Source organism: Piscinibacter sp. XHJ-5, assembly GCF_029855045.1.
In the GTDB taxonomy this organism is placed as follows: domain Bacteria; phylum Pseudomonadota; class Gammaproteobacteria; order Burkholderiales; family Burkholderiaceae_C; genus Albitalea.
Map to the genome: position 1 here is coordinate 2067286 of NZ_CP123228.1, position 26578 is coordinate 2093863.

Genomic DNA, 26578 nt, shown 5'->3' on the forward strand with positions numbered 1-26578 from the left:
ATGAGTGACCTGTTCATTGCGCTGGCCGCCGTGGGGGGCGTGCTGCTGGCGGGCGTGGTGGCGCACGGTGCGTGGCAGGCCCGCAAGGCCGGGCCGAAGCGCGCGGCCCTCGAGCCCGTCCCGCCGCGGACCGAGGCGCGCGAGATGCGCGAGCCCGTGCTGGACGCGCCGGCGCCGCCGTCGTCCGGCATGGCAACGCCCGCAGTCGAGGCTCGCGCGCCCAGGCGGCCCTCCTTGCGGCTCGATGCGCTGATCGATGCCATCGCGCCCTTGACGGTGGAGGCGCCGGTGAGCGGCGAGCTGGTGCTGATGCACCTGCCGACGACGCGCCGCGCGGGCAGCAAGCCCTTCCTCATCGAGGGCCTGGATGCCGATACCGGCGAGTGGGAAGCGCCGGCGCCGGGCCGCCGCTACAGCGAGTTCCAGGCCGGCGTGCAACTGGCCAACCGCACCGGCGGCCTGAACGAGATCGAGTATTCCGAGTTCGTGCAGAAGGTCCAGGCCTTCGCCGAGGCCGTGGGCGCCATGGCCGACTTTCCCGACATGCTCGACGTGGTCGCGCGGGCGCGCGAGCTCGACCATTTCGCCGGCGAGCACGACGCTCAGCTGGCGGTGCACCTGCAGGCGCGCGCGGCGGCGTGGAGCGTGGGCTACATCCAGCAGCACGCCTCGCGCCACGGCTTCGTCGCCGGCGTCGTGCCGGGCCGGCTGGTGCTGCCGTCGCCCGAGGAAGGAGCGCCGCCGGTGCTGACCTTGACCTTCGATCCGCAGGCTGCATTCGCCGACGACCCCGGGCGTGCGGCCGTGCGCGACGTCACCCTGAGCTTCGACGTGCCGCAGACCGATCCGGCTGCCGAGCCTTTCGTCGCCTGGCAGGCCAGCGCGCAGGCGCTGTCGCTCGGAATGGACGCCAGCATCGTCGACGACCACGGCCGGCCCTTGACGCCGGAAGGCTTCGCCGCGATCGGCGGCGAGCTGAAGCAGCTGTACGAAAAGCTCGAGGCGCACGACCTGGCGGCCGGCTCGCCGGCCGCACGGCGGTTGTTCTCGTAGCGGGGGTCCGCTTCGCTCCGTCGGCAAGCTGCGAATACGATCCCGGGATGACGACCGCTTCTCCTGCCGCACGCGCCGCCGAGCTGCGCGACCTCCTCCATCACCACGCACATCGCTACTACGTCCTGGACGACCCCGAGATCCCGGACGCGGAGTACGACAAGCTGTTCCAGGAGCTGCAGGCGCTCGAAGCCGGTCATCCCGATCTGCTCACGCCCGACTCGCCCACGCAGCGCGTCATCGGCAAGGTGCTCGACGGCTTCGTCCCGGTGCGCCATGCCGTGCCCATGCTGTCGATCCGCACCGAGACCGACACCGAGGCGAGCGGCGCCGTGGCGTTCGATGCGCGCGTGCGCCGCGAGCTGGGGCTGGCCGACACCGAGCCGCCGATCGAATACGCCGCCGAGCTCAAGTTCGACGGCCTGGCGATCAACCTGCGCTACGAGAATGGCGTGCTGGTGCAGGCGGCCACGCGCGGCAACGGCGAGACCGGCGAGGACGTGACGCAGAACATCCGCACCATCCAGCAGATCCCGCTGCGACTGCGCAACCACCGTGAAGCGCCGCAGGTGCTCGAGGTCCGCGGCGAGGTCTACATCCGCCGCGACGATTTCGATGCGCTGAACGAGCGCCAGCGCGAGCTGATCGCGCAGGGCGCGAAGAACGAGAAGACCTTCGTGAATCCGCGCAACGCTGCCGCCGGCGCGGTGCGGCAGCACGATCCGGCGATGGCAGCCAAGCGGCCGCTGAAATTCTTCGCGTACGGCGTCGGCGAGGTGCGCGGCTGGGAGCTGCCGGCGCGCCACAGCGACGTCGTCGATGCGCTGCATGCAGCGGGGCTGCCGGTGGACCCGCAGCGTGCGGTGGTGCTGGGCGCGGACGGGCTGGTGGCCTTCCATCGCAAGGTCGGCGAGAAGCGCGACGCGCTGCCCTTCGACATCGACGGCGTCGTCTACAAGGTCAACGAGCGCGCGCTGCAGCAGCGCCTGGGCTACGTCTCGCGTGAGCCGCGCTGGGCCGTGGCGCACAAGTACCCGGCGCAGGAGCAGATGACCACGCTGCTCGACATCGACGTGCAGGTCGGCCGCACCGGCAAGCTGACGCCGGTGGCGAAGCTGAAGCCGGTGTTCGTCGGCGGCACCACGGTGAGCAACGCCACCCTGCACAACCAGGACGAGATCGAGCGCAAGGACGTGCGCCTGGGCGACACGGTGATCGTGCGGCGCGCCGGCGATGTCATCCCCGAGGTCGTGGGCGTCGTCGCGGACAGGCGGCCGGCGGACGCCCCGCGCTTCGACCTGCACGCTCGGCTGAAAGGCAAGTGTCCGGTCTGCGGCAGCGAGATCGTGCGCGAGGAAGGCGAGGTCGACTGGCGCTGCAGCGGCGGGCTCTTCTGCGCGGCGCAGCGCAAGCAGGCCATCCTGCATTTCGCGGGACGGCGGGCCATGGACATCGAGGGGCTGGGCGACCGCCTGGTCGACCAGCTCGTCGACAGCGGGCTCATCCGCACGCTGCCCGAGCTCTACAAGCTCGGTGTCGCCAAGCTCAGCGCGCTGGAGCGCATGGCCGACAAGAGCGCACGCAACCTCGTCGACGGCCTCGAGAAGAGCAAGCAGACAACGCTGACGCGCTTCCTCTTTGCGCTGGGCATCCGCCATGTGGGCGAATCGACCGCACGCGACCTGGCCAAGCACTTCGGCGCGCTCGACCGCATCATGAATGCCAGCGTCGAGCAGCTGCTGGAGGTGAGCGACGTCGGTCCCATCGTCGCGCAGAGCATCCACACGTTCTTCGCGCAGTCACACAATCGCGAGGTGGTGGAGCAGCTCAGGGCCTGTGGCATCGCGTGGGAAGAGCACGACGGCCACGGCGACCTCAGTCCCAAGCCGCTGGCCGGCAAGACCTTCGTGCTCACCGGCACGTTGCCCACCCTGACGCGCGACGAAGCCAAGGACCTGATCGAGGCCGCCGGCGGCAAGGTTGCCGGCTCGGTCTCGAAGAAGACCCACTACGTCGTCGCCGGCGCCGAAGCCGGCAGCAAGCTCGACAAGGCGCAGGAACTCGGCTTGCCCATCCTGGACGAAGCGGGGCTGCAATCGCTGTTGAAGGAAGCTCGATGAGACACCACGGGGCAATCAGTGCTTTGCGGGCCGCTCCCAAGCCGGGCCGCGTCCCCTCGGGGGACCGGACGCGGTACTCCGCGGACGAGGGGCTCCGGTTTTTGCGGCCCGAGCGCCGGGCCGCTCCCAAGCCGGGCCGCGTCCCCTCGGGGGACCGGACGCGGTACTCCGCGGACGAGGGGCTCCGGTTTTTGGCGGCCCGAGCGCCGGGCCGCTCCCAAGCCGGGCCGCGTCCCCTCGGGGGACCGGACGCGGTACTCCGCGGACGAGGGGCTCCGGTTTTTGCGGCCCGAGCGCCGGGCCGCTCCCAAGCCGGGCCGCGTCCCCTCGGGGGACCGGACGCGGTACTCCGCGGACGAGGGGCTCCGGTTTTTGCGGCCCGAGCGCCGGGCCGCTCCCAAGCCGGGCCGCGTCCCCTCGGGGGACCGGACGCGGTACTCCGCGGACGAGGGGCTCCAATGACCGTCCGTGAGATCCTGAAGATGGGCGATCCGCGCCTGCTGCGCGTGGCGGCACCCGTCACCGCGTTCGACACGCCCGAGCTGCACGCACTCGTCGCGGACATGTTCGACACCATGCACGCCGCCGAAGGCGCCGGGCTGGCCGCGCCCCAGATCGGCGTCGACCTGCAGCTCGTGATCTTCGGCTTCGGCAAGAACCAGCGCTATCCCGATGCGCCGCCGGTGCCCGAGACGGTGCTGATCAATCCGCAGATCACGCCGCTGTCCGACGAGGAAGAGCTGGGCTGGGAAGGGTGCCTTTCCGTGCCGGGGCTGCGCGGCGTCGTGCCGCGCTTCGCGCGCATCCGCTACACCGGATTCGGGCCGCGCGGCGAGCGCATCGAGCGCGAGGCCGAGGGCTTCCACGCCCGCGTGGTTCAGCACGAGTGCGATCACCTGATCGGCAAGCTCTACCCGATGCGGGTGCGAGATTTCAGCCAGTTCGGGTTCACCAGCGTGCTGTTCCCGGAACTGGACCCCGCCGGGGACGACTAACCCGACATAGGACGTCCGAGCGGCGTCCCTGTCTGGCGCGCACTTGTAAAGCAAGGTTTCCGTCCGAGCGAACCGTCAGCGCGAGCGCGCACCGTCGCGTTGTCCGGACACGGCACTTGTTGCCGAGGGCTGACCATGATGCTGATGCGCCGATTCCTGACTTTTCTGGCGGTGCTCTTGTGCACTGCAGCGACCACCGCCTGGGCCGACCCTCCCGGACGCGTCGGGCGCGTCGGTGAGCTCACCGGCCAGGTCTGGCTGTACACGCCGGACGCCGGCGAATGGGTGAGCGCCGAGCGCAACCGGCCGCTCACCACCGGCGACCGGTTGTCCACCGATGCCTCGGCGCACGCCGATGTGCACATCGGGTCGACCACGATACGGCTCGATTCGGGCACGGAACTCGAGGTGCTGGGCATCGACGACGACACCCTTTCGCTGCAGCTGCACAGCGGCTCCGTTGCCACACGGCTGCGCGATGCCGAGTCGGCGCGCGAATTCGAAATGCGCACCGCGGAAGGCCGTTTCGTCACCCACCGGCCCGGCCGCTACCGCTTCGACCGCAACGACCAGACCAGCCACGTCACGGTGTGGAGCGGCGAGGCGCTGTACGAAGGTCCTGGCAGCGCGCTGACGGTCAACGCCGGCCAGCATGCGGAGTTCTGGATGGAAGGCGCGGCGGCTCAGTACAGCATCACCGAGCCGGCGCGTGATTCGTTCGCGGCCTGGAACAACGAGCGCGACCGCCGCGACGAGCGCAGCGCGTCCACGCGCTATGTCTCGCCCGAGATGACCGGTGTCGAAGACCTCGACCGTTACGGGCGCTGGGAGCAGGCGCCCGAGTACGGCACGGTCTGGGTTCCGCGCAACGTACCCGCCGGCTGGGCGCCGTATGGCGCCGGCCATTGGGTCTGGATCAGCCCCTGGGGCTGGACCTGGGTCGACGACATGCCCTGGGGCTTTGCCCCGTTCCATTACGGCCGCTGGGCCTACTCTAACCAGCGCTGGTGCTGGGTGCCGGGGAGCTACGTGCGTCGCCCGGTGTATGCACCCGCGCTGGTGGGCTGGGTCGGCGGGCCGCACCTGAGCGTGTCCGTCAGCATCGGCAACCGCGGTCCCGGCGTGGGCTGGTTTCCGCTCGCGCCGCGCGAGGTCTACGTGCCGTACTACCGCGTCTCCCCGCGCTACGTCCAGCAGGTCAACGTGACGCACGTGACCCAGATCACCAACGTGACGACCATCATCAACAACCCGCAGAACGCGGTGCGCGACATCGACTACCGCAACCGCCGCTTCCCGCATGCGGTGACGGTGGTGCCGCAGGAGGTGATGGTGAACCGCAAGCCGGTGGCGCCCGCCGCGGCGCAGTGGCGCACGACCGCGGTGCAGCAACTCGCCAACCAGCCGGCGCGTGATGTCGTCGTGCCGGCGCCGACGGTGGCGTCGCCGGTGCTGCCGCCGGCCGCGGCGGAGGCCAGGCGTGTGCGTCGCCACGACATGGATCCGGGCCGGCCGGGCTTCCAGGCGGTCGCACCGTCGACCGTCGTCGTGCCGCCGTCGCCGGTCAGGGCAAACCTGGCCACACCGACCGATGCCCCGGCAAACGTTCGCCGGTATGGCGGTGACCGTGCTCGCGGGCGCGATGGGGACGACGTCCGCGCGGCACCGTCGGTGCAGTCGCCGGCCGCCGCACCGCGCGCTGTGATCGTTCCGCCGCAAGCCGCTGCCGTGCAGACGCCTCCGCCCGCCGCGGCCCCCAAGCCGCCGGCGGCGGTGCCGGCGCCACCGTCGCGTGTCGCGCCGCAGCCCGATGTGGATCGGAATGACCGCGCCGACTGGCGACGGAGATCGCAGGATGTGCCGGGTCCGCCGCAGGCCAGCCGTCAGGTCGAAGCCCCCGCACCGCAGGCGGTCGCGCCGCGGCCGCAGCCTCAGGCGGTCGCGCCGCAGCAGCCGCATGTCGCGGCCCCGCCGCACGTGCAGCCCGCCGAGCCGCCGCGGCCCGCGCAGGTGCAGCAGCCGCCCGTCCAGCGTCGGCAGGACGGCAACGTCAACCGCGAGGCCCGCGGGCAGGGACAGGGCCGCGAGGAAAACCAGGCGCGCGGGCGCGGCGAAGGACGCGAGCGGCACGCCGATTGAGCGCGGCTACTGGAGCAGCTTCGCCAGCACCGGCCAGATGTTGGTCAGGATGATGGGGTGCGCCTGCGCCCGCGGGTGGATGCGGTCGGGCTGGAACAGCGCCTCCGATTGCGGCACGTCGGCCACGCCCTTCAGCATGAATGGCACCAGCGCGGCGCCTTCCTGTCGAGCCACGGTCGCGTACACGGCGGCGAAGTCGTCGCTGTACTTGCGGCCGTAGTTCGGCGGCACCTGCATCCCGACGATGAGCACACGCGCGCCGGCGGCCTTGGCCGCCTGCGTCATCTGCGCGAGATTGGCCTGGGTCATGTTCAGCGGCAGGCCGCGCAAGGCGTCGTTGCCTCCGAGCTCGAGGATCACGTGGGTGGGCTGGTGCTGCTGGAGCAGCTGCCCCAGCCGCGAGCGTCCGCCCGACGTGGTGTCGCCGCTGACGCTGGCATTGACCACGCTCGCCGCGATGTGGTCCTGAGCGAGGCGCTTCTCGAGCAGCGACACCCAGCCGCTGCCGCGCTCGAGGCCGTATTCGGCCGAGAGGCTGTCGCCCACCACGAGGATCTTCGCCGGCGGCCTGGCCGCAGGCGACCGGCCCGGCATGCAGGCGAGCGCCAGCAGCGCGGTACAGTGCATCAGCCATCCCCGGCGCGACGTCTTCATACGATCCCCACCACCCAGTTCATGACTCAACCCATCATTGCCGTGGAGCGCGTCACCAAGCAGGTCCAGGACTCCACCGGCACGCTGACGATTCTCCACGAGATCGATTTCACGCTGCAGCCGCAGCACTCGGCGGCCATCGTGGGCGCCTCGGGTTCCGGCAAGAGCACGCTGCTGTCGATCATCGCCGGCCTCGACACGCCCACCACCGGCACCGTGAAGCTGGCCGGCACGGACCTGTTCGCGCTCGACGAGGATGCCCGCGCCGCGGTGCGCGCCTCCAAGGTGGGGTTCGTGTTCCAGAGTTTCCAGCTGCTCGGCAACCTGACGGCGCTGGAGAACGTGATGCTGCCGCTGGAGCTGCAGGGGCGCAGCGACGCTCGCCTGCTGGCCACCGAGATGCTGCGCCGTGTCGGGCTCGGGGAGCGCCTGCGCCACTACCCCAAGGTGCTGTCCGGCGGCGAGCAGCAGCGCGTCGCGCTGGCGCGCGCCTTCGTCGTGCGTCCGGCGGTCCTGCTGGCCGACGAGCCCACCGGCAGCCTGGACTTCGCCACCGGCGAGAAGGTGATGGAGCTGATGTTCGACCTCAACCGCGAGGCCGGGACCACGCTGGTGCTGGTGACGCACGACCGCGGCATCGCCGAGCGCTGCGACCGCCAGCTGCGCATCGAAGCCGGCCGGGTCGACATGGGCGACGTCGCACTGTCCGCCGCCGGCTGATTGCCGCGGCGGCGCATTGGTGACACGATGCCGCGGTTCATCACCCACCCAGAGGAGAGACCATCGTGAAAGCCGGAATCGACCAGGACGCGTTGATCGAGATGTTCGCAAGCGCGAGCGCCAAGCAGGGCGAGCAGCTTCGCGATGCGGTGCGACAGGCCACGCTGGGCGCCCTGCAGGGACGCGAGCTGAGCCTGAAGAACATCAAGGATGTGCTGAGCGCGGTGACCAAGGCCGCCACGACAGGCGCCGCGCAAAGCAGCCTGCCCGCCGTCGACGTGGAAAACCTGCTCAACAGCGCCGTTGCCGGGATGGACGACGCGCTGCTGAAGGCAGTCGATGCCAACCGGGTCGCGCTGCAGCAGTTCGTCGAGCAGGGCGTCGACCTGCAGGAGAAGCAGCTGAAGAAGGCAGTCGCCGATCTCGAGAAGTTCGAGGACACGCTGATCGGCGTGGTGAAGAAGTCGGCCGAAGCGGCCAGCGCGCAACTCGGCGCGCCGTGGTCGCAGGTGCTCGAGAAGCTGCAGGCCGGCGGCACGCTGTCGGGCGCGCAGGCCGCCAGCACCGCCGAGCAGCTGGCCGATCAGATGCAAAGTGCCGTGCGCAACAGCCGCGCGGCCGGCCTCAAGGCGGCACAGGCGCTGGCGCAGAGCTACTCGGCGCTGGTGAGCGGCGTGCTCATCGGGATGTCCGAGGCACTGCAGCAAGGCAGTGCCTCGCCTGCCGCCAAGACGCGCAAGCGCTGACCCGGCAATGAAAAGAGCGCCCTGCGGGCGCTCTTCTTTCGTGTCCGGGCGCTGGGATCACTGCGCCGAGAACTTGTAGTCGGTCTTCGACTTCTCGCGGATGTCGTCGCGGAACTTGGCCAGCTTCTGCTGCTCCAGGCGCTGCTTGATCTGCGGCGTCACGTCGGCCAGCGGCGGGAACTGCGCTTCGCGCGTGTCCTCGAGCTTGATGATGTGATAGCCGAACTGCGACTTCACCGGCGTGTCGGTCATCTGGCCCTTCTTCAGCGAGGTCATCGCCTTGCCGAACTCGGGCACGTAGGCATCGGGCTTGGCAAAGTCGAGGTCGCCGCCGTTCTCGGCCGAGCCCGGGTCCTTGGAATTCTTCTTCGCGACGTCTTCGAACTTGGCCCCGCCCTTGATGTCGGCGATGAGCTTCTTGGCGTCTTCTTCCTTCTCGACCAGGATGTGCCGGGCGCGGTACTCGGTGCCGGTGGCCTGGCCCTTGAACTTGTCGTACTCCGCCTGGACCTCGGCGTCGGTGATCGGGTTCTTCTTCTTCTGGTCTTCGAACAGCTCGCGGATGAGGATGGTCTGGCGCGCGAACTCCATCTGGGTCTTGTAGTCGGGCGACTGCGCCAGGCCCCGCTTCTCGGCTTCCTGCATGAACATCTCGCGCAGCACGACTTCGTCGCGCGCCTGCTTCTCCAGCTCGGGCGTGCGCGGCTGTCCCGCCTTCGTGGCCTGGCTGATCAGGGCGTCGACGCGCGACTTGGGCACCGGCTTGCCGTTGACGATGGCGACGTTCTGGGCCAGGGCCAGCGGCGCTGCCAGGGCGAGCGACAGGCAGGCGGCAACGGACAACTTTCTCATGGGCGTAAGCCTTTCAAACTCGAATGCGGGAGGTGACCTGAGCGGGCGCCAGGCGATAGGAGTGCGGGGGGTGGGGAAGGTTCAAGGATCGCCCGGTGCGCGGGCGTCGATGGCCAGGGCGTGGATGCCTCGCGGGATCAAGCTGCTCAAGGAATCATATACGAGGCGATGACGCGCCAAACGTGACAAACCGTTGAAGCGCTCGCTGACGATGCGCACGCTGAAGTGACGGCCCTCGCGGGCGCCGGCGTGGCCCGCATGCAGGTGGCTGTCGTCCTGGACCTCCAGCACGACGGGCGCCAGTGCCGTCCGCAACGCGGCATCGATGTCCTGCGCAAGGACGCTCATCGATGAGGCTCCGCCGGCTGCTTGCCATCCGGCTCGGGCTTCAGGTAGCGGCTCAGGTAGATCACCTGGCCCACCGAGAACACCAGCATCAGGCCGGTGGCGCCGAATACCTTGAAGCTGGCCCAGGTGGAGGTGGAGAAGGCGTATGCGACGTAGAGGTTGAGCAGCCCCATCAGGCCGAGGAAGCCGATCCAGGCGAAGTTGAGGCGCTGCCACACCGGCGGCGGCAGTTCGAACTCGCCGCCCAGCATCTCCTGCAGGAGGTTCTTGCCGAACATGCGGCTCACCCAGAACGACAGGCCCAGTGCCCAGTAGGCGATGCTGGGCTTCCATTTGATGATCACCGGGTTGTGGAAATAGATGGTCGCGCCGCCCAGCACCAGGACCAGCGCCAACGTGATCCACAGCATCAGGTGGATGGGCCGGCGCATGAGCTTGAGCAGCACCACCTGCACCAGCGTGATGACGCTCATCACGACGGTGCCGATGAGGACCGGTGCCTCCTCGGGACCGACCACGCCGCCGGACACCATGAAGCCGAACCAGCTCGTCGCGAAGGCGGCGGCCCATTCCTTGTTCTTGTCGGCGTAGGTGAAGGTGCCGAAGAAGAGGATCAGCGGCAGGAAGTCGAGGAACAGTTTCATGCGGGGAGCAGGTCGGGGATCGGCGGGACGATCCCTGCCCGGGCACGGATCACTTCTTCTCGGCCTCGAAGTTTATCGCCGCGGAGTTGATGCAGAAGCGCTCGCCGGTCGGGTCGGGCCCGTCTTCGAACACATGGCCGAGGTGCGATCCGCACTTGTTGCAGCGCACCTCGACGCGGACCATGCCGTGGCTGTGGTCGACCACGCGCTCCACCACTTCGCTGTTGACCGGCTGGAAGTAGCTCGGCCAGCCGCAGCCGGCGTCGAACTTGGTGGACGAGTCGAACAGCGGCGTGCCGCAGCCGACGCAGTTGTAGCGGCCCTGGTCCCAGTGGTCCCAGTACCGGCCGGTGAACGCACGCTCGGTGGCGGCGTGGCGCGTCACCTCGTACTGCACGGGGTCGAGCTGGGCGCGCCATTGCTCGTCGGTCTTCTTGACCTCGTAGTCGCGACTCATGATGAACAGGACACCTCGATGTGTTGCGCCCAGTCGGGCGGGAAGTCGGCATAGGCCGCATGCTCGGGCTGTTCGTCGAACGGGCGCTGCAGAACTTTCAGCAGTCGCCGTGTCTCGTCGTAGTCGCCGTTCTGCGCGCGATGGATTGCCTCCTGCGCCAGGTGGTTGCGCAGGACGTACTTGGGGTTGACGCGGTCCATTGCAATGGCTCGCGCGGCGTCGTCGCTGCCTTCGGCGATCAGCCGGGCGCGGTACTGCAAGGCCCATGCATCGAACGCTTCACGGTCGAGGAACAGGTCGCGCACCTCGCTGTTGTCCGCACCTTCCACCGTTCGGAACTGCGCCAGGCGGCGAAACGCGATGGTGAGGTCGGTGCGGTCCTGCGCCATGCGCCTCATCAGCCCGTCGATCAGCTCGCCGTCGCCGTCGCGCTCGGTGGCCATCCCCAGCTTGGCGCGCATGCGGGACGTCAGCGCACGCGGGAAGACCGTCTTGTAGGGCTCCAGCGCCTCGAGCGCCAGGTCGCTGTCGCCGATCAGCGGCATCAGGGCCTGGGCCAGCGCATGCAGGTTCCAGAACGCGACGTTGGGCTGGCGGGCGAAAGCGTAGCGCCCCTCGTGGTCCGAGTGGTTGCAGACGTGGCCCGGGTCGAAGCCGTCGAGAAAGCCGAACGGGCCGTAGTCGATCGTGAGGCCGAGGATGGACATGTTGTCGGTGTTCATCACGCCGTGGCAGAAGCCCACTGCCTGCCACGAGGCGATCAGCTCGGCGGTGCGGCGCGACACCGCATCGAGCAGTGCCACATAGGGTTGCGCCGCATCCCGGCATTCGGGCAGGTGGTGCTCGATGACGAAGTCGGCGAGCCGGCGCAGCGCATCGGGATCCTGCGCCGTGTGCGTGAAGTGCTCGAAGTGGCCGAAGCGGATGAAGCTCGGCGCCGTGCGTGTGCACACCGCGGCGCTCTCGATGCTTTCGCGCCGCACGGGCATGGGGGAGGCGACCACGCACAACGCGCGTGTCGTCGCGATTCCCAGCGCATGCATCGCCTCGGAGCAAAGGAACTCGCGGATCGACGAGCGCAGCACCGCGCGGCCGTCGCCCATGCGCGAGTAGGGCGTGAGGCCGCTGCCCTTGAGCTGGAGCTCCCGCGGTCCGTGCGGTCCTTCGATCTCGCCCAGCCACAGCGCGCGCCCGTCGCCGAGCTGTCCGGCCCACACGCCGAACTGGTGGCCGCTGTAGACGCTGGCCAGCGGCTGCATGCCGGGCCACGAGGCGTTGCCGCTGACGACCTGCAGCGCCTGCCACTCGGCACGGCGCGACCAGCCGTCGGGCAGGCCGAGCTCGTCCCGGGCACAGGCCTCGCTGACGACCACCCATTGCGGGTCGGGCACGCCCTGCGCCGGCAGTGCCGTATAGAAGACATCGCCGAGCGCCGCGAAGCGGTTGCTGAAGCGCACCGGCGGGGCGTCGGGGGACAGGGCCGGGGGCAGCGGGACGGCGCTCATGCGGACAAGTGTAGGGGCCGCTGCCCGCGCGCAAGCCGGTGCACTGCGATTGTCCACGCGGCGCGTCGTGCATTGGGGAAGTCCTGTAGGCGCACTGTCTTCGCGACGACACCCGCCGGCCGCCGCAGGGGGCACACTTTCGGCTTCCCCGCATCCTTCGGAGACGACCATGGCAGCCTTGATGGGCCAGATGATGCAGATGCCGCTGATGATCTCGTCGGTGATCGTTCACGCGGCGCGCCACTTCGGCGACACCGAGATCGTGTCCAAGCGTGCCGAAGGCGACATGCACCGGACCACGTGGAAGGCCACCGAGCTGCGTTCGCGCAAGCTCGCGCAGGCGCTGGCCCGGCTGGGGTGCGAGGCCGGCGACCGTGTCGCCACGCTGGCCTGGAACGGCTATCGCCACGTCGAGATCTACTACGGCGCGTCGGGCTCGCAGCTGGTGTGCCACACCATCAACCCGCGGCTGTTTCCCGAGCAGATCGCGTGGATCGTCAACGATGCGGCCGACAAGGTGCTGTGCTTCGACCTCACGTTCGTGCCGCTCATCGAGAAGCTCGCGCCGTCGCTGAAGAGCGTCGAGCATTTCGTGCTGATGACGGACCGCGCGCACATGCCGGCGCAGACGAGCATTCCCGACTTGCGGTGCTACGACGAACTGGTCGAGGCCGAGAGCGGCGACATGCTGTGGCCCGAGTTTGACGAGAACACCGCGTCGAGCATCTGCTACACGTCCGGCACCACCGGCAACCCGAAAGGCGCGGTCTACAGCCACCGTTCCACCGTGCTGCATGCCTACGCCTCGGCGCTGCCCGACGCGCTGGGCTGCTCGGCCAAGGACGTCATCCTCCCGGTGGTGCCGATGTTCCACGTCAATGCCTGGGGCCTGCCGTACTCGGTGCCGCTGGTCGGCGCCAAGCTGGTGCTCCCCGGGCCGCACCTCGACGGGAAGTCGCTGTACACGCTGTTCGAGAGCGAGAAGGTCACCTTCAGCGCCGGCGTGCCGACCGTGTGGCTGGGCCTCATCACCTACGTGCAGCAGAACCAGCTGAAGTTCAGCACCTTCAGGCGCACGGTGATCGGCGGCTCGGCCTGCCCTCCGGCGATGATGCGCACGCTCGAGAACGACTACGGCGTCGAGGTCATCCACGCCTGGGGCATGACCGAGATGTCGCCGATCGGCACGGTGTCCAAGCTCAAGAGCAAGCACGACGGGCTCGATGCCGAGTCGCGCCACAAGCTGCTGGAGAAGCAGGGCCGCGCGGTCTATGGTGTCGACATGCTGATCATCGACGACGACGAGAAGCCGCTGCCCTGGGACGGCAAGTCCTCGGGCAACCTGGTCGTGCGCGGACCCTGGGTCATCGCCCACTACTTCCAGATCGAGCGCTCGCCGCTGGTCAGCGTCGAGGGCCGGCAATGGTTCCCGACCGGCGACGTGGCCACGATCGACGAAGACGGCTTCATGCAGATCACCGACCGCAGCAAGGACGTCATCAAGAGCGGCGGCGAATGGATCAGCTCCATCGACCTCGAGAACATCGCGATGGCGCATCCCGCCGTGCACGAGGCGGCCGCCATCGCCTGTGCGCATCCCAAGTGGGACGAGCGGCCGCTGCTGGTCGTGGTCAGGAAGCCCGACGCGCAGGCCTCGGAGGCGGACATCCTCGGCTTCTTCGAGGGACGCATCGCGAAGTGGCAGATCCCCGACGAGGTGGTGTTCGTCGACGAGCTGCCTCACACGGCCACGGGCAAGATCCAGAAGCTCAGGCTGCGCGAGCAGTTCAAGGGCCATCGTTTGCCGACCGCGTAAGCCCACGCTGTCTCTATGGCGACAAATTGCTTGGGGGTAGTCCCGTACCCCCCGCGATCGCCACATCCAGTACCGTTGACAGTCGTTGCCCAAGCTGCAGGAGACAAGCACATGAAGCTCTCGAAAATCACATTCGGCATCCTGGTCGGAACCGGTTTGTCGGTGTCGGCCGGGGTCGCGATGGCCCAGGCGAAGCCCGCGGCGAAAGCCGGCAAGCCGCTCGAAGGTCAGGTCATCAAGATGGTCCGCATCGATGCGCTGTCGGGCCTGATGGCGCCGGTGGGCAGCAACCAGCTGAAGAGCTATCAGTTCTTCGCGGAGAAGTTCAATGCCGGCAACCCGGCGGGCGTGAAGTTCGAGGTCAGCGGCATTGACAACAAGCTCAGCCCGACCGAGACGCTGAACGCGCTGAAGGCGGCCATCGACCAGGGTGTGCGCTACGTGATCCAGGGCAACGGATCGTCCGTGGCCGCTGCCCTGATCGATGCGGTGAACAAGCACAACGAGCGCAATCCCGGCAAGGAGGTGGTCTACCTCAACGACGCCGCGGTGGACCCCGACTTCACCAACAGCAAGTGCAGCTACTGGCACTTCCGCTTCGACGCCGACACGTCGATGAAGATGGAGGCGCTGACCACCTTCATGAAGGACCAGCCCGACGTCAAGAAGGTGTACCTGCTGAACCAGAACTACTCGCACGGCCACCAGGTCGCCAAGTTCGCCAAGGAGAACCTGGCCCGCAAGCGGCCCGACATCCAGATCGTCGGCGAGGACCTGCACCCGCTCGCGCAGGTGCGCGACTTCGCGCCGTACATCGCGAAGATCAAGGCCTCGGGCGCCGACACGGTGATCACCGGCAACTGGGGCTCGGACCTGTCGCTGCTCGTGAAGGCGGCCAACGAAGGCGGCTACAACGGGAAGTTCTACACCTACTACACCGGCGTCACCGGCACGCCGACGGCGCTGGGCACCGGCGGCGCGGGCCGTGTCTTCCAGGTGGCCTACAGCCACTACAACATGGGCGGGCAGATGGAAGCCTGGATGAAGGAGTTCAAGCAGAAGTTCAACGACGACTTCTACACGGGCTCGGTGATCCACGTGTTCACGGTGCTGTCGCAGGCGATGGCCAACGCCCAGTCCACCGATCCGGTGAAGGTCGCCGCGGCGATGGAAGGCCTGAAGGTCAAGAGCTTCAACGGCGACGTGGAAGTCCGCAAGACCGACCACCAGCTGCAGCAGCCGCTGTACCTCACGGTGTGGCAGAAGGCCGATTCGCAGTACCCGTACAGCCCCGAGAACACCGGCATGACGCTGGTGCCGGTGAAGGAGTTCCCGTCGTACGTCTCCAGCACGCCGACGAGCTGCCAGATGAAACGCCCCGGCACGGCCTCGAGCTGATCGCCCGCCTCGCTCCTGACCAGGGGCCCGACCTGCTCGGGCCCCTTTCTCTTCCCGGATGAGGGCTATGGAGTTCTTCACCGTTTCCATGCTGAACGGCCTGAGCTACGGCCTGCTGCTGTTCATGCTCAGCTCCGGCCTGACGCTGATCTTCAGCATGATGGGCGTGCTGAACTTCGCCCACGCGAGCTTCTACATGGTGGGCGCGTACGTGGCCTACACCATCTCGCGCCTCGTCGGCTTCTGGCCTGCGCTGATCGTCGCCCCGCTGATCGTCGGTGCGCTGGGCGCGCTGTTCGAGCGCTTCGCGCTGCGCCGCGTGCACAAGTTCGGCCATGTGCCCGAGCTGCTGATCACCTTCGGGCTGTCGTTCGTGATCCTGGAGCTGGTGCAGCTCGTCTGGGGCCGCGCGTCTCTGGAGTTCCAGCCGCCCGAGGTGCTGCGCGGGCCCGCGTTCACCCTGATCAATTCGTCGGTCGAGGGCATCAGTGTCGTCTGGGGCACGGCGCCGGCGGCGCTGTGCAGCGCTGCCGACGCGGCGGTGCGCGTCGTGTGCTCGCCGTTTCCCGCGACGCGCGGCTTCATGATGCTCGTCGCGCTGATGATGCTGCTCGCACTGTGGCTCATGCTGACGCGCACCCGCATCGGCCTCGTGATCCAGAGCGCGCTCACGCATCCCGAGATGGTCGAGGCGCTGGGCCACAACGTGCCGCGCGTGTTCATGCTGGTGTTCGGCGCGGGCGCGGCGCTCGCCGGCCTGGCCGGCGTAATCGGAGGCAGCACCTTCGTGACCGAGCCGGCGATGGCTGCCACCGTCGGCTCGGTGATCTTCGTTGTCGTCGTGGTCGGCGGCATGGGCTCGCTCGCCGGAGCATTTCTCGCCTCGGTTCTGATCGGCGTGATCCAGACCTTCGCGGTGGCACTCGACTATTCGCTGCTGAGCGTGCTCTCCGGCTTCGGCCTGCAGGTCGGCGCGGCAGCGGCGGCCAACACGCTGATGAAGCTCACCATCTCGCAGATCGCGCCCATCCTGCCGTACCTGTTCCTGGTGCTGATCCTCATCTTCCGGCCCAAGGGCCTGCTCGGCACTCGGGAGGGCTGAAGCATGTCCGCTGTGATGTCCACTTCCACGGACGAAGCCGTCGAGGCGTCACCGGCGCCGGTGGCGACGCCATCCGCTCGCGGCGCGGTCTACAGCTTCCGCCCGTACAACGTCGGCCGCGCCGTCGTCTGGGCCGCCTTCGCGCTGCTGCTGATGGTCGCGCCGATGGTGTTCAGCGGCGGCCTCGGCATGACGATCCTGTCGCAGATGGGCATCGCGATCGTGGCCTGCCTGTCCTACAACATGCTGCTGGGGCAGGGCGGCATGCTGAGCTTCGGCCATGCGGTGTACACCGGGCTGGCCACCTTCGTCGCGGTGCACGTGCTCAACCGCATCGGCGCGGGCCTGCCGATTCCGGTCAGCGTGCTGCCGCTGGTGGGCGGCATCGCCGGCATGCTGTTCGCGGTGGTGCTGGGCTTCGTCACCACCAAGAAGGCCGGCACGCCGTTCGCGATGATCACGCTGGGCATCGGCGAGCTGGTGTTCGCGATGTCGCTGATGATTCCGGAGTTCTTCGGCGGCGAGGCGGGCGTGTCCACCAACCGCGTGGTCGGCAAGCCGGTGATGGGCATCACCTTCGGGCCGCAGATCCAGGTGTACTACCTGCTCGCGCTGTATGCCTTCGTGTGCACCGCCGCCATGTTCGCCTTCACGCGCACGCCGCTCGGCCGCATGCTGAACGCGGTGCGCGACAACCCCGAGCGGGTGGAGTTCATCGGCTACAGCACGCAGCACGTGCGCTACCTGTCGTTCATCATCGCCGGCTTCTTCGCCGGCGTGGCCGGCGGCATGTACGCGCTGAACTTCGAGATCGCCACCGCCGAGGTGGTGGGCGCAGGCCGTTCGGGCGCCTACCTGCTGTTCACCTTCCTCGGCGGCGCCACCTTCTTCTTCGGCCCGATCATCGGCGCGGTGCTGATGGTGATCGCGGGCGTGCTGCTGTCGGAGTTCACCAAGGCATGGCTTCTGTACCTGGGCCTGATCTTCCTGTTCATGGTGATGTACGCGCCCGGCGGCATCGCCAGCCTGATCATGATGAACCTGCGTGTGGCCGCCTTCGGCAAGCTGCGCCGGCTGTGGCCCTCGTACCTCGCGCTGGCCGGCACCGCGCTGGTGATGCTGGTGGGCGCCGCCGCGATGATCGAGATGGTGTACCACCTGCAGCTGAACGCGGCGCTCGGCACCACCTTGCAGTTCATGGGCGCCACGCTCGACGCCAAGGGCATCGACAGCTGGGTCGGCGCGATCCTGGTCACGCTGGTCGGTTTGGGCCTGTTCGAAGCCACGCGCAGGACCTTCGCCGTGCAGTGGGGCGAGATCCAGGGCGAGATCGAGAAGGAAATCCGGCGGAGGGAGACGCTGTGAGCGCCAACCCGTCCTCCGCGCATGCCGTCGAGCTTCGCGACCTGCGCAAGTCATTCGGCAAGACCGAGATCATCCGCGGCGCCAACCTGGCCGTCGCGCCCGGCGAGCGCGTCGCCATCATCGGTCCCAACGGCGCCGGCAAGTCGACGCTGTTCAACCTGATCAGCGGCCGCTTCGGTCCGACGTCGGGACAGATCCTGCTCAACGGCCAGCGCATCGACGGCAGGAAGCCCTACGAGATCAGCCGCCAGGGTCTGGCGCGCAGCTTCCAGATCAGCAACCTCTTCGGCCGGCTGTCGGTGTTCGAGAACCTGCGCTGCGGCGTTCTCTGGTCGCTGGGCTACCGCTACTCCTTCTGGCACCGCCTGTCGCGCCTGGCCGACGCGAACGACCGCGCCGAGCAGCTCATGAAGATGATCAAGCTCGACCGCAAGCGCGACACGCTGGCGATGAACCTCACGTATGCGGAGCAGCGCGCGCTCGAGATCGGCATCACCATCGCCGGGGGCGCCGACGTCATCCTGCTCGACGAGCCCACCGCCGGCATGAGCAAGAGCGAGACACGGCGCTTCATCGAGCTGATCCGTGAGGTCACGGCCGGCAAGACGCTGCTGACCGTGGAGCACGACATGGGGGTGGTGTTCGGCCTGGCGGACAAGATCGCGGTGCTGGTGTACGGCGAGGTCATCGCCTTCGACAAGCCCGATGCAGTGCGCGCCAATGCGAAGGTGCAGGAGGCCTACCTCGGATCGGTGCTGGCCGAACAGCAGGCCGCGGGAGCGCACGCATGAGCGCACCCGGCCGCTCCCAGGCGATCGTCCCGTGGCGCTTCGTGCGGAGGACAGTCCGATGAGCAGCAATCTCCTGAAGCTCGAGAACGTCCACGCCTTCTACGGCAAGAGCCACATCCTGCACGGGGTCGACATGCGCGTCGGCGAAGGCGAGATCGTGAGCCTGCTGGGCCGCAACGGGGCGGGGCGATCGACCACCGTCAAGACCATCATGGGCCTGGTCGACGGCCACGGTTCCGTGCGCTTTCGCGACAAGGAGATCCTCGGCCACAAGGCCTTCGAGATCGCGCACCAGGGACTCGGCTACGTACCGGAGAACCGCGACATCTTTCCGAAGCTCACCGTGCACCAGAACCTGATGCTCGGCGAGAAGCGTGCTCACAAGAAGCCGCGCTGGGGCTTCGCCGACATGTACACGATGTTCCCGCGGCTGAAGGAGCGCCAGCACACCGAGGCGGGTGTGCTGTCCGGCGGCGAGCAGCAGATGCTGACGCTGTGCCGCACGCTGATGGGCGACCCGGACCTGATCATGATCGACGAGCCGACCGAAGGGCTGGCGCCCAAGATCGTCGAACTGGTCGCCGAGTACCTGAAGGAGCTGAAGCGGCGAGGCGTCTCCGTGCTGCTGGTGGAGCAGAAGCTCACCATCGCGCTGGAGATCTCCGAGCGCTGCTACGTGATGGGCCATGGCCGCATCGTCTTCGAGGGGACTCCTGCGCAGCTGCGCGCCGACGCCTACATTCGCAAGGAGTGGCTGGAGGTTTGACCGCGCCCCGCATGCCCGACGCGTCCCGCCGTGGCGGGACCGTCCTGTCGCCGCAGAGACAACACAGGCCGAGGCTGCTGCCTAGAATCGCACGGTCGTTCTATTTTTCTCACCCGTTCTCCTGACGAGGTCACCATGAGCGCCAATTACGAAGTCCGCGGCAATGTGGCCGTGATCACCCTCGACAACCCGCCCGTCAACGGCCTCGGCCACGAGACCCGCAAAGGCATCACCGACGGTCTCGAGAAGGCGCTGGACGATGCGGCGATCAAGGCCGTCGTCGTCACCGGGGCCGGCAAGGCCTTCTCCGGCGGCGCCGACATCCGCGAGTTCGGCTCGCCCAAGGCCATCGCCGAGCCCAACCTGCTGAGCGTCATCCTGGCGCTCGAGGCCAGCGCCAAGCCGGTGGTCGCCGCCATCCACAGCGTCTGCATGGGCGGCGGCCTCGAACTTGCGCTCGGCTGCCACTACCGCGTGGCCCAGGCCGGCACGCAGATCGCGTTGCCGGAGGTGAAGCTGGGCCTGGTGCCCGGCGCCGGCGGCACGCAGCGCCTGCCGCGCGTGCTGGGCCTGGAGAACGCGCTCAACATGATCGTCAGCGGCGAGCCGGTGGCCAGCGAGCTGCTCGCCAAGGCACCGGGCCAGAAGCTGTTCGACAAGCTGGTCGATGCCGACGTGCTCGACGCGGCGATCGCCCTCGCGCAGGAGAAGGCCGACGTGCGGCCGCTGCCGCTGGTGCGCAACCTCAAGGTGGAGCACCCGAACGCGCAGGGCTACCTGCAGTTCGCCCGCAACACCGTCGGGGCGATGAGCAAGAACTTCCCCGCGCCACTGAAATGCATCGACGCCGTCGAGGCCTCGATGACCAGGAGGTTCGACGACGGCATGCGCCTGGAACGCGAGTTCTTCATGGGGCTGATGTTCACGCCCGAATCGAAGGCGCTGCGCCACGCGTTCATGGCCGAGCGCGCGACGACCAAGATCCCCGACGTGCCGGCCGACACGCCGGTGCGCGAGATCCGCAAGGTCGCCGTCATCGGCGCCGGCACCATGGGCGGCGGCATCTCGATGAACTTCCTGAATGCCGGCATCCCCGTCGTCATCCTCGAGATGAAGCAGGAAGCGCTGGACCGCGGCATCGCGACCATCCGCAAGAACTACGAAGCGCAAGTCAAGAAGGGCAAGCTCAAGCAGGACAAGTACGAGCAGCGCATGTCGCTGCTCGGCACGACGCTCAACTACGCCGACCTGAAGGATGCCGACCTGGTCATCGAGGCCGTGTTCGAGGACCTCGGCGTGAAGGAGCAGGTGTTCAAGACGCTCGACGAGGTGATGAAGCCGGGCGCCATCCTCGCATCCAACACGTCCACGCTCGATGTCGACAAGATCGCGTCGTTCACCAAGCGGCCGCAGGACGTGATCGGGATGCACTTCTTCAGCCCGGCCAACGTGATGAAGCTGCTCGAGGTGATCCGCGGCGAGCAGACGGCCAAGGACGTGCTGGCCACCGTGATGCAGCTGGGCAAGAAGATCAGGAAGACCTGCGTGGTCTCCGGCGTCTGCGACGGCTTCATCGGCAATCGCATGATCGAGCAGTACTCTCGCCAGGCGGGCTTCCTGCTCGACGAAGGCGCCACGCCCGAGCAGGTGGACAAGGCGATCGAGAAGTTCGGCTTCGCGATGGGCCCGTTCCGCATGGGCGACCTGGCCGGCAACGATGTGGGCTGGTACATCCGCAAGCGCCGCTACCAGGAGAAGCCCGACATGCGCTACAGCAAGACGGCCGACCTGCTGTGCGAGATGGGCCGCTTCGGCCAGAAGACTGGCGCCGGCTGGTACGACTACGTACCGGGAAAGCGCGACGCGATCCCGAGCCCGGTGGTCAACGACATGATCGAGAAGCACCGCAAGGCGCTCGGCGTCAGCCCGCGCAAGATCAGCGACGAGGAGATCGTGCAGCGGCTGGTGTTCGCGCTGGTCAACGAGGGCGCCAAGATCGTCGACGAAGGCATCGCGTTGCGCGCCTCCGACATCGACATGGTCTACCTCACCGGCTACGGATTCCCGCTGCACCGCGGCGGCCCGATGAACTACGCCGACACGGTGGGGCTGTTCAACGTCGTGCAGGCGATGAAGCGCTTCGCGAAGAACCCGCAGGACGATGCGTCGTTCTGGCAGCCTGCGCCCTTGCTGGCGAAGCTGGCCGCCGAAGGGAAGACTTTCAGCTGATCCAACGAATTCTTCAGCGACCTTTCGCAGGAGCCCGACATGACCAACGCAGTGATCGTTTCCACCGCCCGCACCCCGCTCGCCAAGAGCTGGAAGGGCGCCTTCAACATGACCCATGGCGCGACGCTGGGCGGGCACGCCGTCAAGGCGGCCGTCGAGCGCGCCGGCATCGACGGTGCGCTCGTCGACGACGTCATCATGGGCTGCGCGACGCCTGAAGGCGCGACCGGCAGCAACATCGCGCGCCAGATCGCGCTGCGCGCCGGCCTGCCCATCACCACCAGCGGCATGACGATCAACCGCTTCTGCTCGAGCGGCCTGCAGACCATCGCAACCGCGGCGCAGCGCATCGTGGCCGGCGAAGGCGAGGTGTACGTGGCGGGCGGCGTGGAGAGCATCTCCTGCGTGCAGAACGAGGCCAACAAGCACATGCTGGCCGACGCGTGGCTGCTCGAGAACAAGCCCACGATCTACTGGAACATGCTGCAGACCGCCGAGCAGGTGGCCAAGCGCTACGGCATCGCGCGCGAGCGCATGGACCAGTACGGTGCGCAAAGCCAGCAGCGCGCCACCGCGGCGCTGGAGGCGGGCCGGTTCAAGGACGAGATCGTGCCGATCACCGTCACCGCCGGCGTCGCCGATCCAGTGATGGGGCTGCGCACCAAGGAAGTCACCGTCAGCAACGACGAGGGCATCCGTCCCGGCACCACCTACGAGGCCGTGTCGGGCATCCGCCCCGCGCTGCCCGGCGGCGTGATTGCGGCCGGCAATGCCAGCCAGTTCAGCGACGGCGGCGGCGCCTGCGTGGTGGTCAGCGAAGCCTTCGCGCAGAAGAACAACCTGAAGCCGCTGGGCCGTTTCCTCGGCTTCAACGTCGCCGGCTGCGAGCCCGACGAGATGGGCATCGGCCCGGTCTTCGCCGTGCCCAAGGTGCTCAAGCGCCTGGGGCTCACCGTGGACGACATCGACCTGTGGGAGCTCAACGAGGCCTTCGCGGTGCAGGTGCTGTACTGCGCCGACAAGCTGGGCATCCCGATGGACAGGCTCAACGTCAACGGCGGCGCCATCGCGGTGGGCCATCCCTACGGCGTCAGCGGCCAGCGCCTCACCGGCCATGCGCTGATCGAGGGCAAGCGGCGCGGCGCGAAGAAGGTCGTCGTCACGATGTGCATCGGCGGCGGCATGGGGGCGGCCGGCGTCTTCGAAGTGCTGTGAGCGAGGCTGTCGGGGAGGCCGCAGCCGACCCCGACATCACGCGGTGCGGTGATGCCATCGGGACATCGCATGCCCTGCAGCGGGTGTAAGGTGCACCGATGAGCTACCGCCAGACCACCGACTTCTTCCTCTACGACTGGCTCGACGTCGAGTCGCTGCGCGCGCGTGCGCGCTTCGCCGATCACTCGCGCGAGACCTTCGACTCGGTGCTCGACACCTGCGAGCGCATCGCCCGCGAGAAATTCGCGCCGTCCAACCGCATCGCCGACACCGAAGAGCCGTGGTTCGACGGCGAGAAGGTGCATCTGCCCGAGAGCAGCCACGCGGCATCGCGCGCCTACGTCGAGTCCGGCATGCTGGCCGCGGCGCAGGACTACGAGATCGGCGGCATGCAGCTGCCGTGCGTCGTCGAGATGGCGGCCAACAGCTTCTTCTCCAAGGCCGGCATCGGCATCGGCGGGGGCGGCATGCTCACCAGCGGCAACGCCAACCTCCTGATGGCGCACGGCACGCCGAAGCAGCAGCAGGTGTTCGCGCGCAACGAGTTTGCCGGACGCTTCTTCGGCACCATGTGCCTCAGCGAGCCTCAGGCCGGCTCCAGCCTGTCGGACGTCGCCACGCGCGCCACGCCCGACGGCGACGATTTCGAGGGCGATCCGCTCGGTCCGCGCTACCGCCTGCGCGGCAACAAGATGTGGATCTCGAACGGCGAGCACGAGCTGGCCGAGAACATCGTGCACCTGGTGCTGGCGAAGATCCCCGGCCCCGACGGCAGGCCGGTCGCCGGGACCAGGGGCATCTCGCTGTTCATCGTGCCGAAGAAGCTGGTCGACGCCGAGGGCGGTCTCACCGGCGAACGAAACGACGTCGCGCTTGCGGGCCTCAATCACAAGCTCGGCTACCGCGGCATCCCGAACACGCTGCTGAACTTCGGCGAAGGCAAGTACCCGGTGCGCGGCGGCCCGGGCGCCATCGGCTACCTCGTCGGAAGGCCAGGCGATGGCCTGCGCTGCATGTTCCACATGATGAACGAGGCGCGCATCGCGGTCGGCCTGGGCGCCGCGTCGCTCGGCCACGCGGGCTACGAGGCCAGCCTCGACTACGCGCGCAACCGCCCGCAGGGCAGGCCGACAGGCACCGCCGGCAAGGATCCGACGCAGCCCCAGGTGCCCATCATTCGCCACGCCGACGTCAAGCGCATGCTGCTGGCGCAGAAGAGCTACAGCGAGGGCGCGATTGCGCTGGAGCTGTACTGCGCGCGCCTGGTCGACGAGCTGCACACCGGCGAGCCGCACGATGCGGCCGAGGCCGGCCTGTTGCTGGAGATGCTGACGCCGATCGCCAAGAGCTGGCCCAGCGAGTGGTGCCTCGAAGCCAACAGCCTCGCCATCCAGGTGCTCGGCGGCTACGGCTACACGCGCGACTTCCCGGTCGAGCAGTACTGGCGCGACAACCGCCTCAACATGATCCATGAGGGCACGCACGGCATCCAGGCGCTGGACCTGCTCGGCCGCAAGGTCGTGATGGACGGCGGGAAGGGCCTGGCGCTTCTGGCCCGCAAGATCAACGACACCGTCGAGCGCGCGATGCGCGTCGAGCCGCTGGCCGAGCACGCCAACGCGCTCGCCGGTGCACTGAAGTCCCTGGGCCACGCGACCCGCGCCGCCTGGGCCACCGGCGATCCGGAAGAGGCGCTGGCCAATGCGACGCCTTACCTGCAGGCCTTCGGGCACACGGTGCTCGCATGGATCTGGCTCGAGGTGGGCCTGTGCGCCCACGGCAGGCTCGCACGAGGCCGGGACGACCTGCTCCAGGGCAAGCTGAGCGCGATGCGCTACTTCTTCCGCTACGAGCTGCCGCGCATCGGTGCCTGGCTGCAAGTGGTCGAAAGCCGGGACGACACCTGCCGCCGCATGGACGAAGCATGGTTCTGAAGATGAAAGCCGCCACCCTGGACAAGCTGATCTGGACGCTGGTCTATGCCGGGCTGGCCGGTGTCGGCCTCGGACTTTCGGTGCAGCGCAGCGACGATGCGATCGGCTGGAGCCTGGTCGGCGTCGGCGCGGTCGCCGCCGTCGTGGGCGCGCTGCTCGTCGTCGTGCGTTCGAGGATGCGAGACCCGCAATGATCCGCCACGTCGTCATCTGGAAGCTGAAGAACCCCGCCGACGCGCCGCGCTTCAAGGCCCTGCTCGATGGCTGTGCCGGCCTGGTCGCCGGCATGCTGGAGTTCGACGTCGGGATTCGCAGCGACGGCATGGAAGCCAATGCCGATGTGGTGCTGGTATCCACCTTCAGCGATGCGCAGGCGCTGGAGGCCTATCAGCGGCATCCGCATCACCAGGCCGTCAGTGCGCAACTCGGGCCGCTGCGCGACACCCGCAGCGTGCTGGACTATCGAAAGGAAACGCGATGAGCACTCCCGTTGCCCAGCTGTTCGACCTCCACGGCCGCAATGCCCTCGTCACCGGCGGCTCGCGCGGCCTCGGCCTGCAGATCGCCGAAGCGCTGGGCGAGGCCGGCGCGCGGATCTTTCTCACGTCGCGCAAGGCCGGCGACCTCGAAGAGGCCGCCGCGCACCTGAAGGCCAAGGGCATCGCGGCGCAATGGATCGCGGCCGATGCCAGCCAGCCCGACGAAGTGCAGCGCGTCGCGGCCGAGGCGATGCAGCGCCTGGGCGCGATCGACATCCTCGTCAACAACGCAGGCGCCACCTGGGGCGCGCCCACCGAGGAGCATCCGCTCGAGGCCTGGGACAAGGTGATGAACCTCAACGTGCGCAGCGTGTTCCTGATGAGCCAGGCCATCGGCAGGCTCAGCATGATCCCGCGCCGCTACGGCCGCATCATCAACGTCGCATCGATTGCCGGACTGTCGGGGTCCTCGGCGGCGATGAAGTTCATCGCCTACGGCACCAGCAAGGGCGCGGTCGTCAACTTCACGCGCACGCTGGCCGGCGAGTGGGGCCCGCACGGCATCACGGTCAACGCGCTGGCGCCCGGCATGTTTCCCAGCCGGATGACCAAGGACACCTTGCAGGCGGTGGGTGTCGACCGCATCGCGGCGGCAGCGCCGCTGGGCCGCATCGGCGACGACGACGACCTCAAAGGCGCCGCCGTGCTGTTCGCGTCGCAGGCCGGCAAGCACATCACCGGCCAGATCCTCGCCATCGACGGCGGCGTCAGCGCGATCCATCACTCGGCGTAGGGCCTGGCATCGATGGAATTCCAGGTCCGCATCCCCTTCGTCGAAGCGCTCGGCTTCGAGCTGCTGCGCTTCGAGGAAGGCACATCCGAAATCGCCTTCACGCCGCGCGCTGAGCATCTCAACTCGTGGAGCGTGGTGCACGGCGGCGTCACGATGACGCTGCTCGACGTGGCGATGGCGCATGCCGCGCGCAGCCCGCGGCAGGGCGCCGCCCCCGATGCGCGCGGCGTCGTCACCGTCGATATGAAGACCAGCTTCATGCGCCCGGGCATCGGCCGGCTGCTGGCGCGTGGCCGGGTGCTGCACCGGACCGCGAGCCTCGCATTCTGTGAAGGCTCCATCGTCGACGGCGAGGAGCAGCTGGTGGCGCATGCGACCGGCACCTTCAAGTTCCTCAAGGCGCTGCCGGCCGGCGGCCGCCAGCTCAAGCGCCTGAACGCATCCGACTGAAAGGACT

25 protein-coding genes are annotated in these 26578 nt (G+C 68.3%); 19 read left to right on the forward strand and 6 right to left on the reverse strand.

Annotated features, from left to right (window positions below):
* The 4 genes from P7V53_RS09690 (at nucleotide 1) to P7V53_RS09705 (ending at nucleotide 6307) form a co-directional block, all read left to right on the forward strand.
* Nucleotides 1-1053: a cell division protein FtsZ gene (locus P7V53_RS09690; protein ID WP_280155277.1), complete on the forward strand. Its 1053-nt coding sequence runs from the start codon at nucleotides 1-3 to the stop codon at nucleotides 1051-1053.
* A gap of 47 nt (nucleotides 1054-1100) precedes the next feature.
* A complete protein-coding gene (gene ligA, locus P7V53_RS09695) occupies nucleotides 1101-3173 on the forward strand; it encodes an NAD-dependent DNA ligase LigA (protein ID WP_280155278.1) in 2073 nt (690 codons plus the stop codon).
* Between the two features lie 458 nt (nucleotides 3174-3631).
* On the forward strand, nucleotides 3632-4168 hold the full coding sequence (gene def / locus P7V53_RS09700; RefSeq protein WP_280155279.1) for a peptide deformylase: 537 nt from the start codon (nucleotides 3632-3634) through the stop codon (nucleotides 4166-4168).
* 144 nt (nucleotides 4169-4312) lie between these two features.
* Entirely contained in the window at nucleotides 4313-6307 is a 1995-nt protein-coding gene (locus P7V53_RS09705) for a DUF6600 domain-containing protein (protein WP_280155280.1), read from the forward strand.
* A 6-nt stretch (nucleotides 6308-6313) separates the two neighbouring features.
* On the opposite strand, the gene P7V53_RS09710 is transcribed toward P7V53_RS09705, so the two are convergent.
* The gene (locus P7V53_RS09710) at nucleotides 6314-6901 is read right to left on the reverse strand and encodes an arylesterase (RefSeq protein WP_280156475.1); all 588 of its coding nucleotides are present in this window, start codon (nucleotides 6899-6901) and stop codon (nucleotides 6314-6316) included.
* Nucleotides 6902-6982: 81 nt separating this feature from the next.
* Between P7V53_RS09710 and P7V53_RS09715 the strand changes: the two genes are divergently transcribed.
* Both P7V53_RS09715 and P7V53_RS09720 read left to right on the forward strand, forming a co-directional pair.
* Entirely contained in the window at nucleotides 6983-7681 is a 699-nt protein-coding gene (locus P7V53_RS09715; protein WP_280155281.1) for an ABC transporter ATP-binding protein, read from the forward strand.
* A 65-nt stretch (nucleotides 7682-7746) separates the two neighbouring features.
* Nucleotides 7747-8427 (forward strand): DUF6781 family protein, encoded by a 681-nt coding sequence (locus P7V53_RS09720; protein WP_280155282.1) that lies wholly within the window; start codon nucleotides 7747-7749, stop codon nucleotides 8425-8427.
* A 57-nt stretch (nucleotides 8428-8484) separates the two neighbouring features.
* Here P7V53_RS09720 and P7V53_RS09725 read toward each other — a convergent pair whose 3' ends face one another.
* From P7V53_RS09725 to P7V53_RS09745, 5 genes are all read right to left on the reverse strand, one after another.
* Nucleotides 8485-9279 (reverse strand): peptidylprolyl isomerase, encoded by a 795-nt coding sequence (locus tag P7V53_RS09725; protein WP_280155283.1) that lies wholly within the window; start codon nucleotides 9277-9279, stop codon nucleotides 8485-8487.
* A gap of 81 nt (nucleotides 9280-9360) precedes the next feature.
* The gene (locus P7V53_RS09730; protein ID WP_280155284.1) at nucleotides 9361-9627 is read right to left on the reverse strand and encodes a BolA family protein; all 267 of its coding nucleotides are present in this window, start codon (nucleotides 9625-9627) and stop codon (nucleotides 9361-9363) included.
* Nucleotides 9624-10271, reverse strand: a complete 648-nt coding sequence (locus tag P7V53_RS09735; RefSeq protein ID WP_280155285.1) for a septation protein A — start codon at nucleotides 10269-10271, stop codon at nucleotides 9624-9626. The genes P7V53_RS09730 and P7V53_RS09735 overlap by 4 nt, the downstream gene beginning before the upstream one ends.
* Nucleotides 10272-10320: 49 nt before the next feature.
* Nucleotides 10321-10728, reverse strand: coding sequence for a peptide-methionine (R)-S-oxide reductase MsrB (msrB, locus tag P7V53_RS09740; protein ID WP_280155286.1), 408 nt, complete (start codon nucleotides 10726-10728; stop codon nucleotides 10321-10323).
* Nucleotides 10725-12233: a protein adenylyltransferase SelO family protein gene (locus tag P7V53_RS09745; RefSeq protein WP_280155287.1), complete on the reverse strand. Its 1509-nt coding sequence runs from the start codon at nucleotides 12231-12233 to the stop codon at nucleotides 10725-10727. The genes msrB and P7V53_RS09745 overlap by 4 nt, the downstream gene beginning before the upstream one ends.
* Before the next feature lie 169 nt (nucleotides 12234-12402).
* On the opposite strand from P7V53_RS09745, the gene P7V53_RS09750 reads away from it, so the two are divergent.
* The 13 genes from P7V53_RS09750 to P7V53_RS09810 all read left to right on the forward strand — a co-directional run bounded on the left by P7V53_RS09750 (nucleotide 12403) and on the right by P7V53_RS09810 (nucleotide 26571).
* Nucleotides 12403-14049, forward strand: a complete 1647-nt coding sequence (locus tag P7V53_RS09750; protein WP_280155288.1) for a 3-(methylthio)propionyl-CoA ligase — start codon at nucleotides 12403-12405, stop codon at nucleotides 14047-14049.
* 180 nt (nucleotides 14050-14229) lie between these two features.
* Nucleotides 14230-15447 (forward strand): branched-chain amino acid ABC transporter substrate-binding protein, encoded by a 1218-nt coding sequence (locus P7V53_RS09755; protein WP_280156476.1) that lies wholly within the window; start codon nucleotides 14230-14232, stop codon nucleotides 15445-15447.
* Nucleotides 15448-15514: 67 nt separating this feature from the next.
* Entirely contained in the window at nucleotides 15515-16549 is a 1035-nt protein-coding gene (locus tag P7V53_RS09760) for a branched-chain amino acid ABC transporter permease (protein WP_280155289.1), read from the forward strand.
* A 15-nt stretch (nucleotides 16550-16564) separates the two neighbouring features.
* Nucleotides 16565-17914, forward strand: coding sequence for a branched-chain amino acid ABC transporter permease (locus tag P7V53_RS09765; protein ID WP_280155290.1), 1350 nt, complete (start codon nucleotides 16565-16567; stop codon nucleotides 17912-17914).
* Nucleotides 17911-18705 carry an ABC transporter ATP-binding protein gene (locus P7V53_RS09770; RefSeq protein WP_280155291.1) on the forward strand — a complete coding sequence of 265 codons (795 nt, stop codon included), beginning with the start codon at nucleotides 17911-17913 and terminating at the stop codon, nucleotides 18703-18705. Before P7V53_RS09765 ends, P7V53_RS09770 begins: the two co-directional genes overlap by 4 nt.
* Nucleotides 18706-18763: 58 nt before the next feature.
* Complete coding sequence (locus P7V53_RS09775) at nucleotides 18764-19471, forward strand: ABC transporter ATP-binding protein (RefSeq protein WP_280155292.1); 708 nt, start codon at nucleotides 18764-18766, stop codon at nucleotides 19469-19471.
* 135 nt (nucleotides 19472-19606) lie between these two features.
* Nucleotides 19607-21700, forward strand: a complete 2094-nt coding sequence (locus tag P7V53_RS09780) for a 3-hydroxyacyl-CoA dehydrogenase NAD-binding domain-containing protein (protein ID WP_280155293.1) — start codon at nucleotides 19607-19609, stop codon at nucleotides 21698-21700.
* Between the two features lie 39 nt (nucleotides 21701-21739).
* Nucleotides 21740-22915, forward strand: a complete 1176-nt coding sequence (locus tag P7V53_RS09785; RefSeq protein ID WP_280155294.1) for an acetyl-CoA C-acyltransferase — start codon at nucleotides 21740-21742, stop codon at nucleotides 22913-22915.
* A gap of 98 nt (nucleotides 22916-23013) precedes the next feature.
* Nucleotides 23014-24849 (forward strand): acyl-CoA dehydrogenase, encoded by a 1836-nt coding sequence (locus P7V53_RS09790; protein WP_280155295.1) that lies wholly within the window; start codon nucleotides 23014-23016, stop codon nucleotides 24847-24849.
* Nucleotides 24850-24851: 2 nt separating this feature from the next.
* On the forward strand, nucleotides 24852-25043 hold the full coding sequence (locus tag P7V53_RS09795) for a hypothetical protein (RefSeq protein ID WP_280155296.1): 192 nt from the start codon (nucleotides 24852-24854) through the stop codon (nucleotides 25041-25043).
* Nucleotides 25040-25330, forward strand: coding sequence for a Dabb family protein (locus P7V53_RS09800; RefSeq protein WP_280155297.1), 291 nt, complete (start codon nucleotides 25040-25042; stop codon nucleotides 25328-25330). The genes P7V53_RS09795 and P7V53_RS09800 overlap by 4 nt, the downstream gene beginning before the upstream one ends.
* Nucleotides 25327-26121 (forward strand): SDR family oxidoreductase, encoded by a 795-nt coding sequence (locus P7V53_RS09805; protein ID WP_280155298.1) that lies wholly within the window; start codon nucleotides 25327-25329, stop codon nucleotides 26119-26121. The genes P7V53_RS09800 and P7V53_RS09805 overlap by 4 nt, the downstream gene beginning before the upstream one ends.
* Before the next feature lie 12 nt (nucleotides 26122-26133).
* Nucleotides 26134-26571, forward strand: coding sequence for a PaaI family thioesterase (locus P7V53_RS09810; RefSeq protein ID WP_280155299.1), 438 nt, complete (start codon nucleotides 26134-26136; stop codon nucleotides 26569-26571).
* The last annotated feature ends 7 nt before the right edge of the window (nucleotides 26572-26578 follow it).

Excerpts from the sequence above, each read along its gene's own strand:
- P7V53_RS09790 (WP_280155295.1), top strand. The coding sequence starts at position 23,014 with ATGAGCTACCGCCAGACCACCGACTTCTTCCTCTACGACTGGCTCGAC.
- def (WP_280155279.1), top strand. The coding sequence starts at position 3,632 with ATGACCGTCCGTGAGATCCTGAAGATGGGCGATCCGCGCCTGCTGCGC.
- P7V53_RS09735 (WP_280155285.1), bottom strand. The coding sequence starts at position 10,271 with ATGAAACTGTTCCTCGACTTCCTGCCGCTGATCCTCTTCTTCGGCACC.
- P7V53_RS09755 (WP_280156476.1), top strand. The coding sequence starts at position 14,230 with ATGGCCCAGGCGAAGCCCGCGGCGAAAGCCGGCAAGCCGCTCGAAGGT.
- P7V53_RS09725 (WP_280155283.1), bottom strand. The coding sequence starts at position 9,279 with ATGAGAAAGTTGTCCGTTGCCGCCTGCCTGTCGCTCGCCCTGGCAGCG.
- P7V53_RS09785 (WP_280155294.1), top strand. The coding sequence starts at position 21,740 with ATGACCAACGCAGTGATCGTTTCCACCGCCCGCACCCCGCTCGCCAAG.
- ligA (WP_280155278.1), top strand. The coding sequence starts at position 1,101 with ATGACGACCGCTTCTCCTGCCGCACGCGCCGCCGAGCTGCGCGACCTC.
- P7V53_RS09710 (WP_280156475.1), bottom strand. The coding sequence starts at position 6,901 with ATGCCGGGCCGGTCGCCTGCGGCCAGGCCGCCGGCGAAGATCCTCGTG.
- P7V53_RS09715 (WP_280155281.1), top strand. The coding sequence starts at position 6,983 with ATGACTCAACCCATCATTGCCGTGGAGCGCGTCACCAAGCAGGTCCAG.
- P7V53_RS09800 (WP_280155297.1), top strand. The coding sequence starts at position 25,040 with ATGATCCGCCACGTCGTCATCTGGAAGCTGAAGAACCCCGCCGACGCG.
- P7V53_RS09760 (WP_280155289.1), top strand. The coding sequence starts at position 15,515 with ATGGAGTTCTTCACCGTTTCCATGCTGAACGGCCTGAGCTACGGCCTG.
- P7V53_RS09745 (WP_280155287.1), bottom strand. The coding sequence starts at position 12,233 with ATGAGCGCCGTCCCGCTGCCCCCGGCCCTGTCCCCCGACGCCCCGCCG.
- P7V53_RS09780 (WP_280155293.1), top strand. The coding sequence starts at position 19,607 with ATGAGCGCCAATTACGAAGTCCGCGGCAATGTGGCCGTGATCACCCTC.
- P7V53_RS09750 (WP_280155288.1), top strand. The coding sequence starts at position 12,403 with ATGGCAGCCTTGATGGGCCAGATGATGCAGATGCCGCTGATGATCTCG.
- P7V53_RS09810 (WP_280155299.1), top strand. The coding sequence starts at position 26,134 with ATGGAATTCCAGGTCCGCATCCCCTTCGTCGAAGCGCTCGGCTTCGAG.
- P7V53_RS09775 (WP_280155292.1), top strand. The coding sequence starts at position 18,764 with ATGAGCAGCAATCTCCTGAAGCTCGAGAACGTCCACGCCTTCTACGGC.
- P7V53_RS09805 (WP_280155298.1), top strand. The coding sequence starts at position 25,327 with ATGAGCACTCCCGTTGCCCAGCTGTTCGACCTCCACGGCCGCAATGCC.
- P7V53_RS09690 (WP_280155277.1), top strand. The coding sequence starts at position 1 with ATGAGTGACCTGTTCATTGCGCTGGCCGCCGTGGGGGGCGTGCTGCTG.
- P7V53_RS09795 (WP_280155296.1), top strand. The coding sequence starts at position 24,852 with ATGAAAGCCGCCACCCTGGACAAGCTGATCTGGACGCTGGTCTATGCC.
- P7V53_RS09705 (WP_280155280.1), top strand. The coding sequence starts at position 4,313 with ATGCGCCGATTCCTGACTTTTCTGGCGGTGCTCTTGTGCACTGCAGCG.
- P7V53_RS09730 (WP_280155284.1), bottom strand. The coding sequence starts at position 9,627 with ATGAGCGTCCTTGCGCAGGACATCGATGCCGCGTTGCGGACGGCACTG.
- P7V53_RS09765 (WP_280155290.1), top strand. The coding sequence starts at position 16,565 with ATGTCCACTTCCACGGACGAAGCCGTCGAGGCGTCACCGGCGCCGGTG.
- msrB (WP_280155286.1), bottom strand. The coding sequence starts at position 10,728 with ATGAGTCGCGACTACGAGGTCAAGAAGACCGACGAGCAATGGCGCGCC.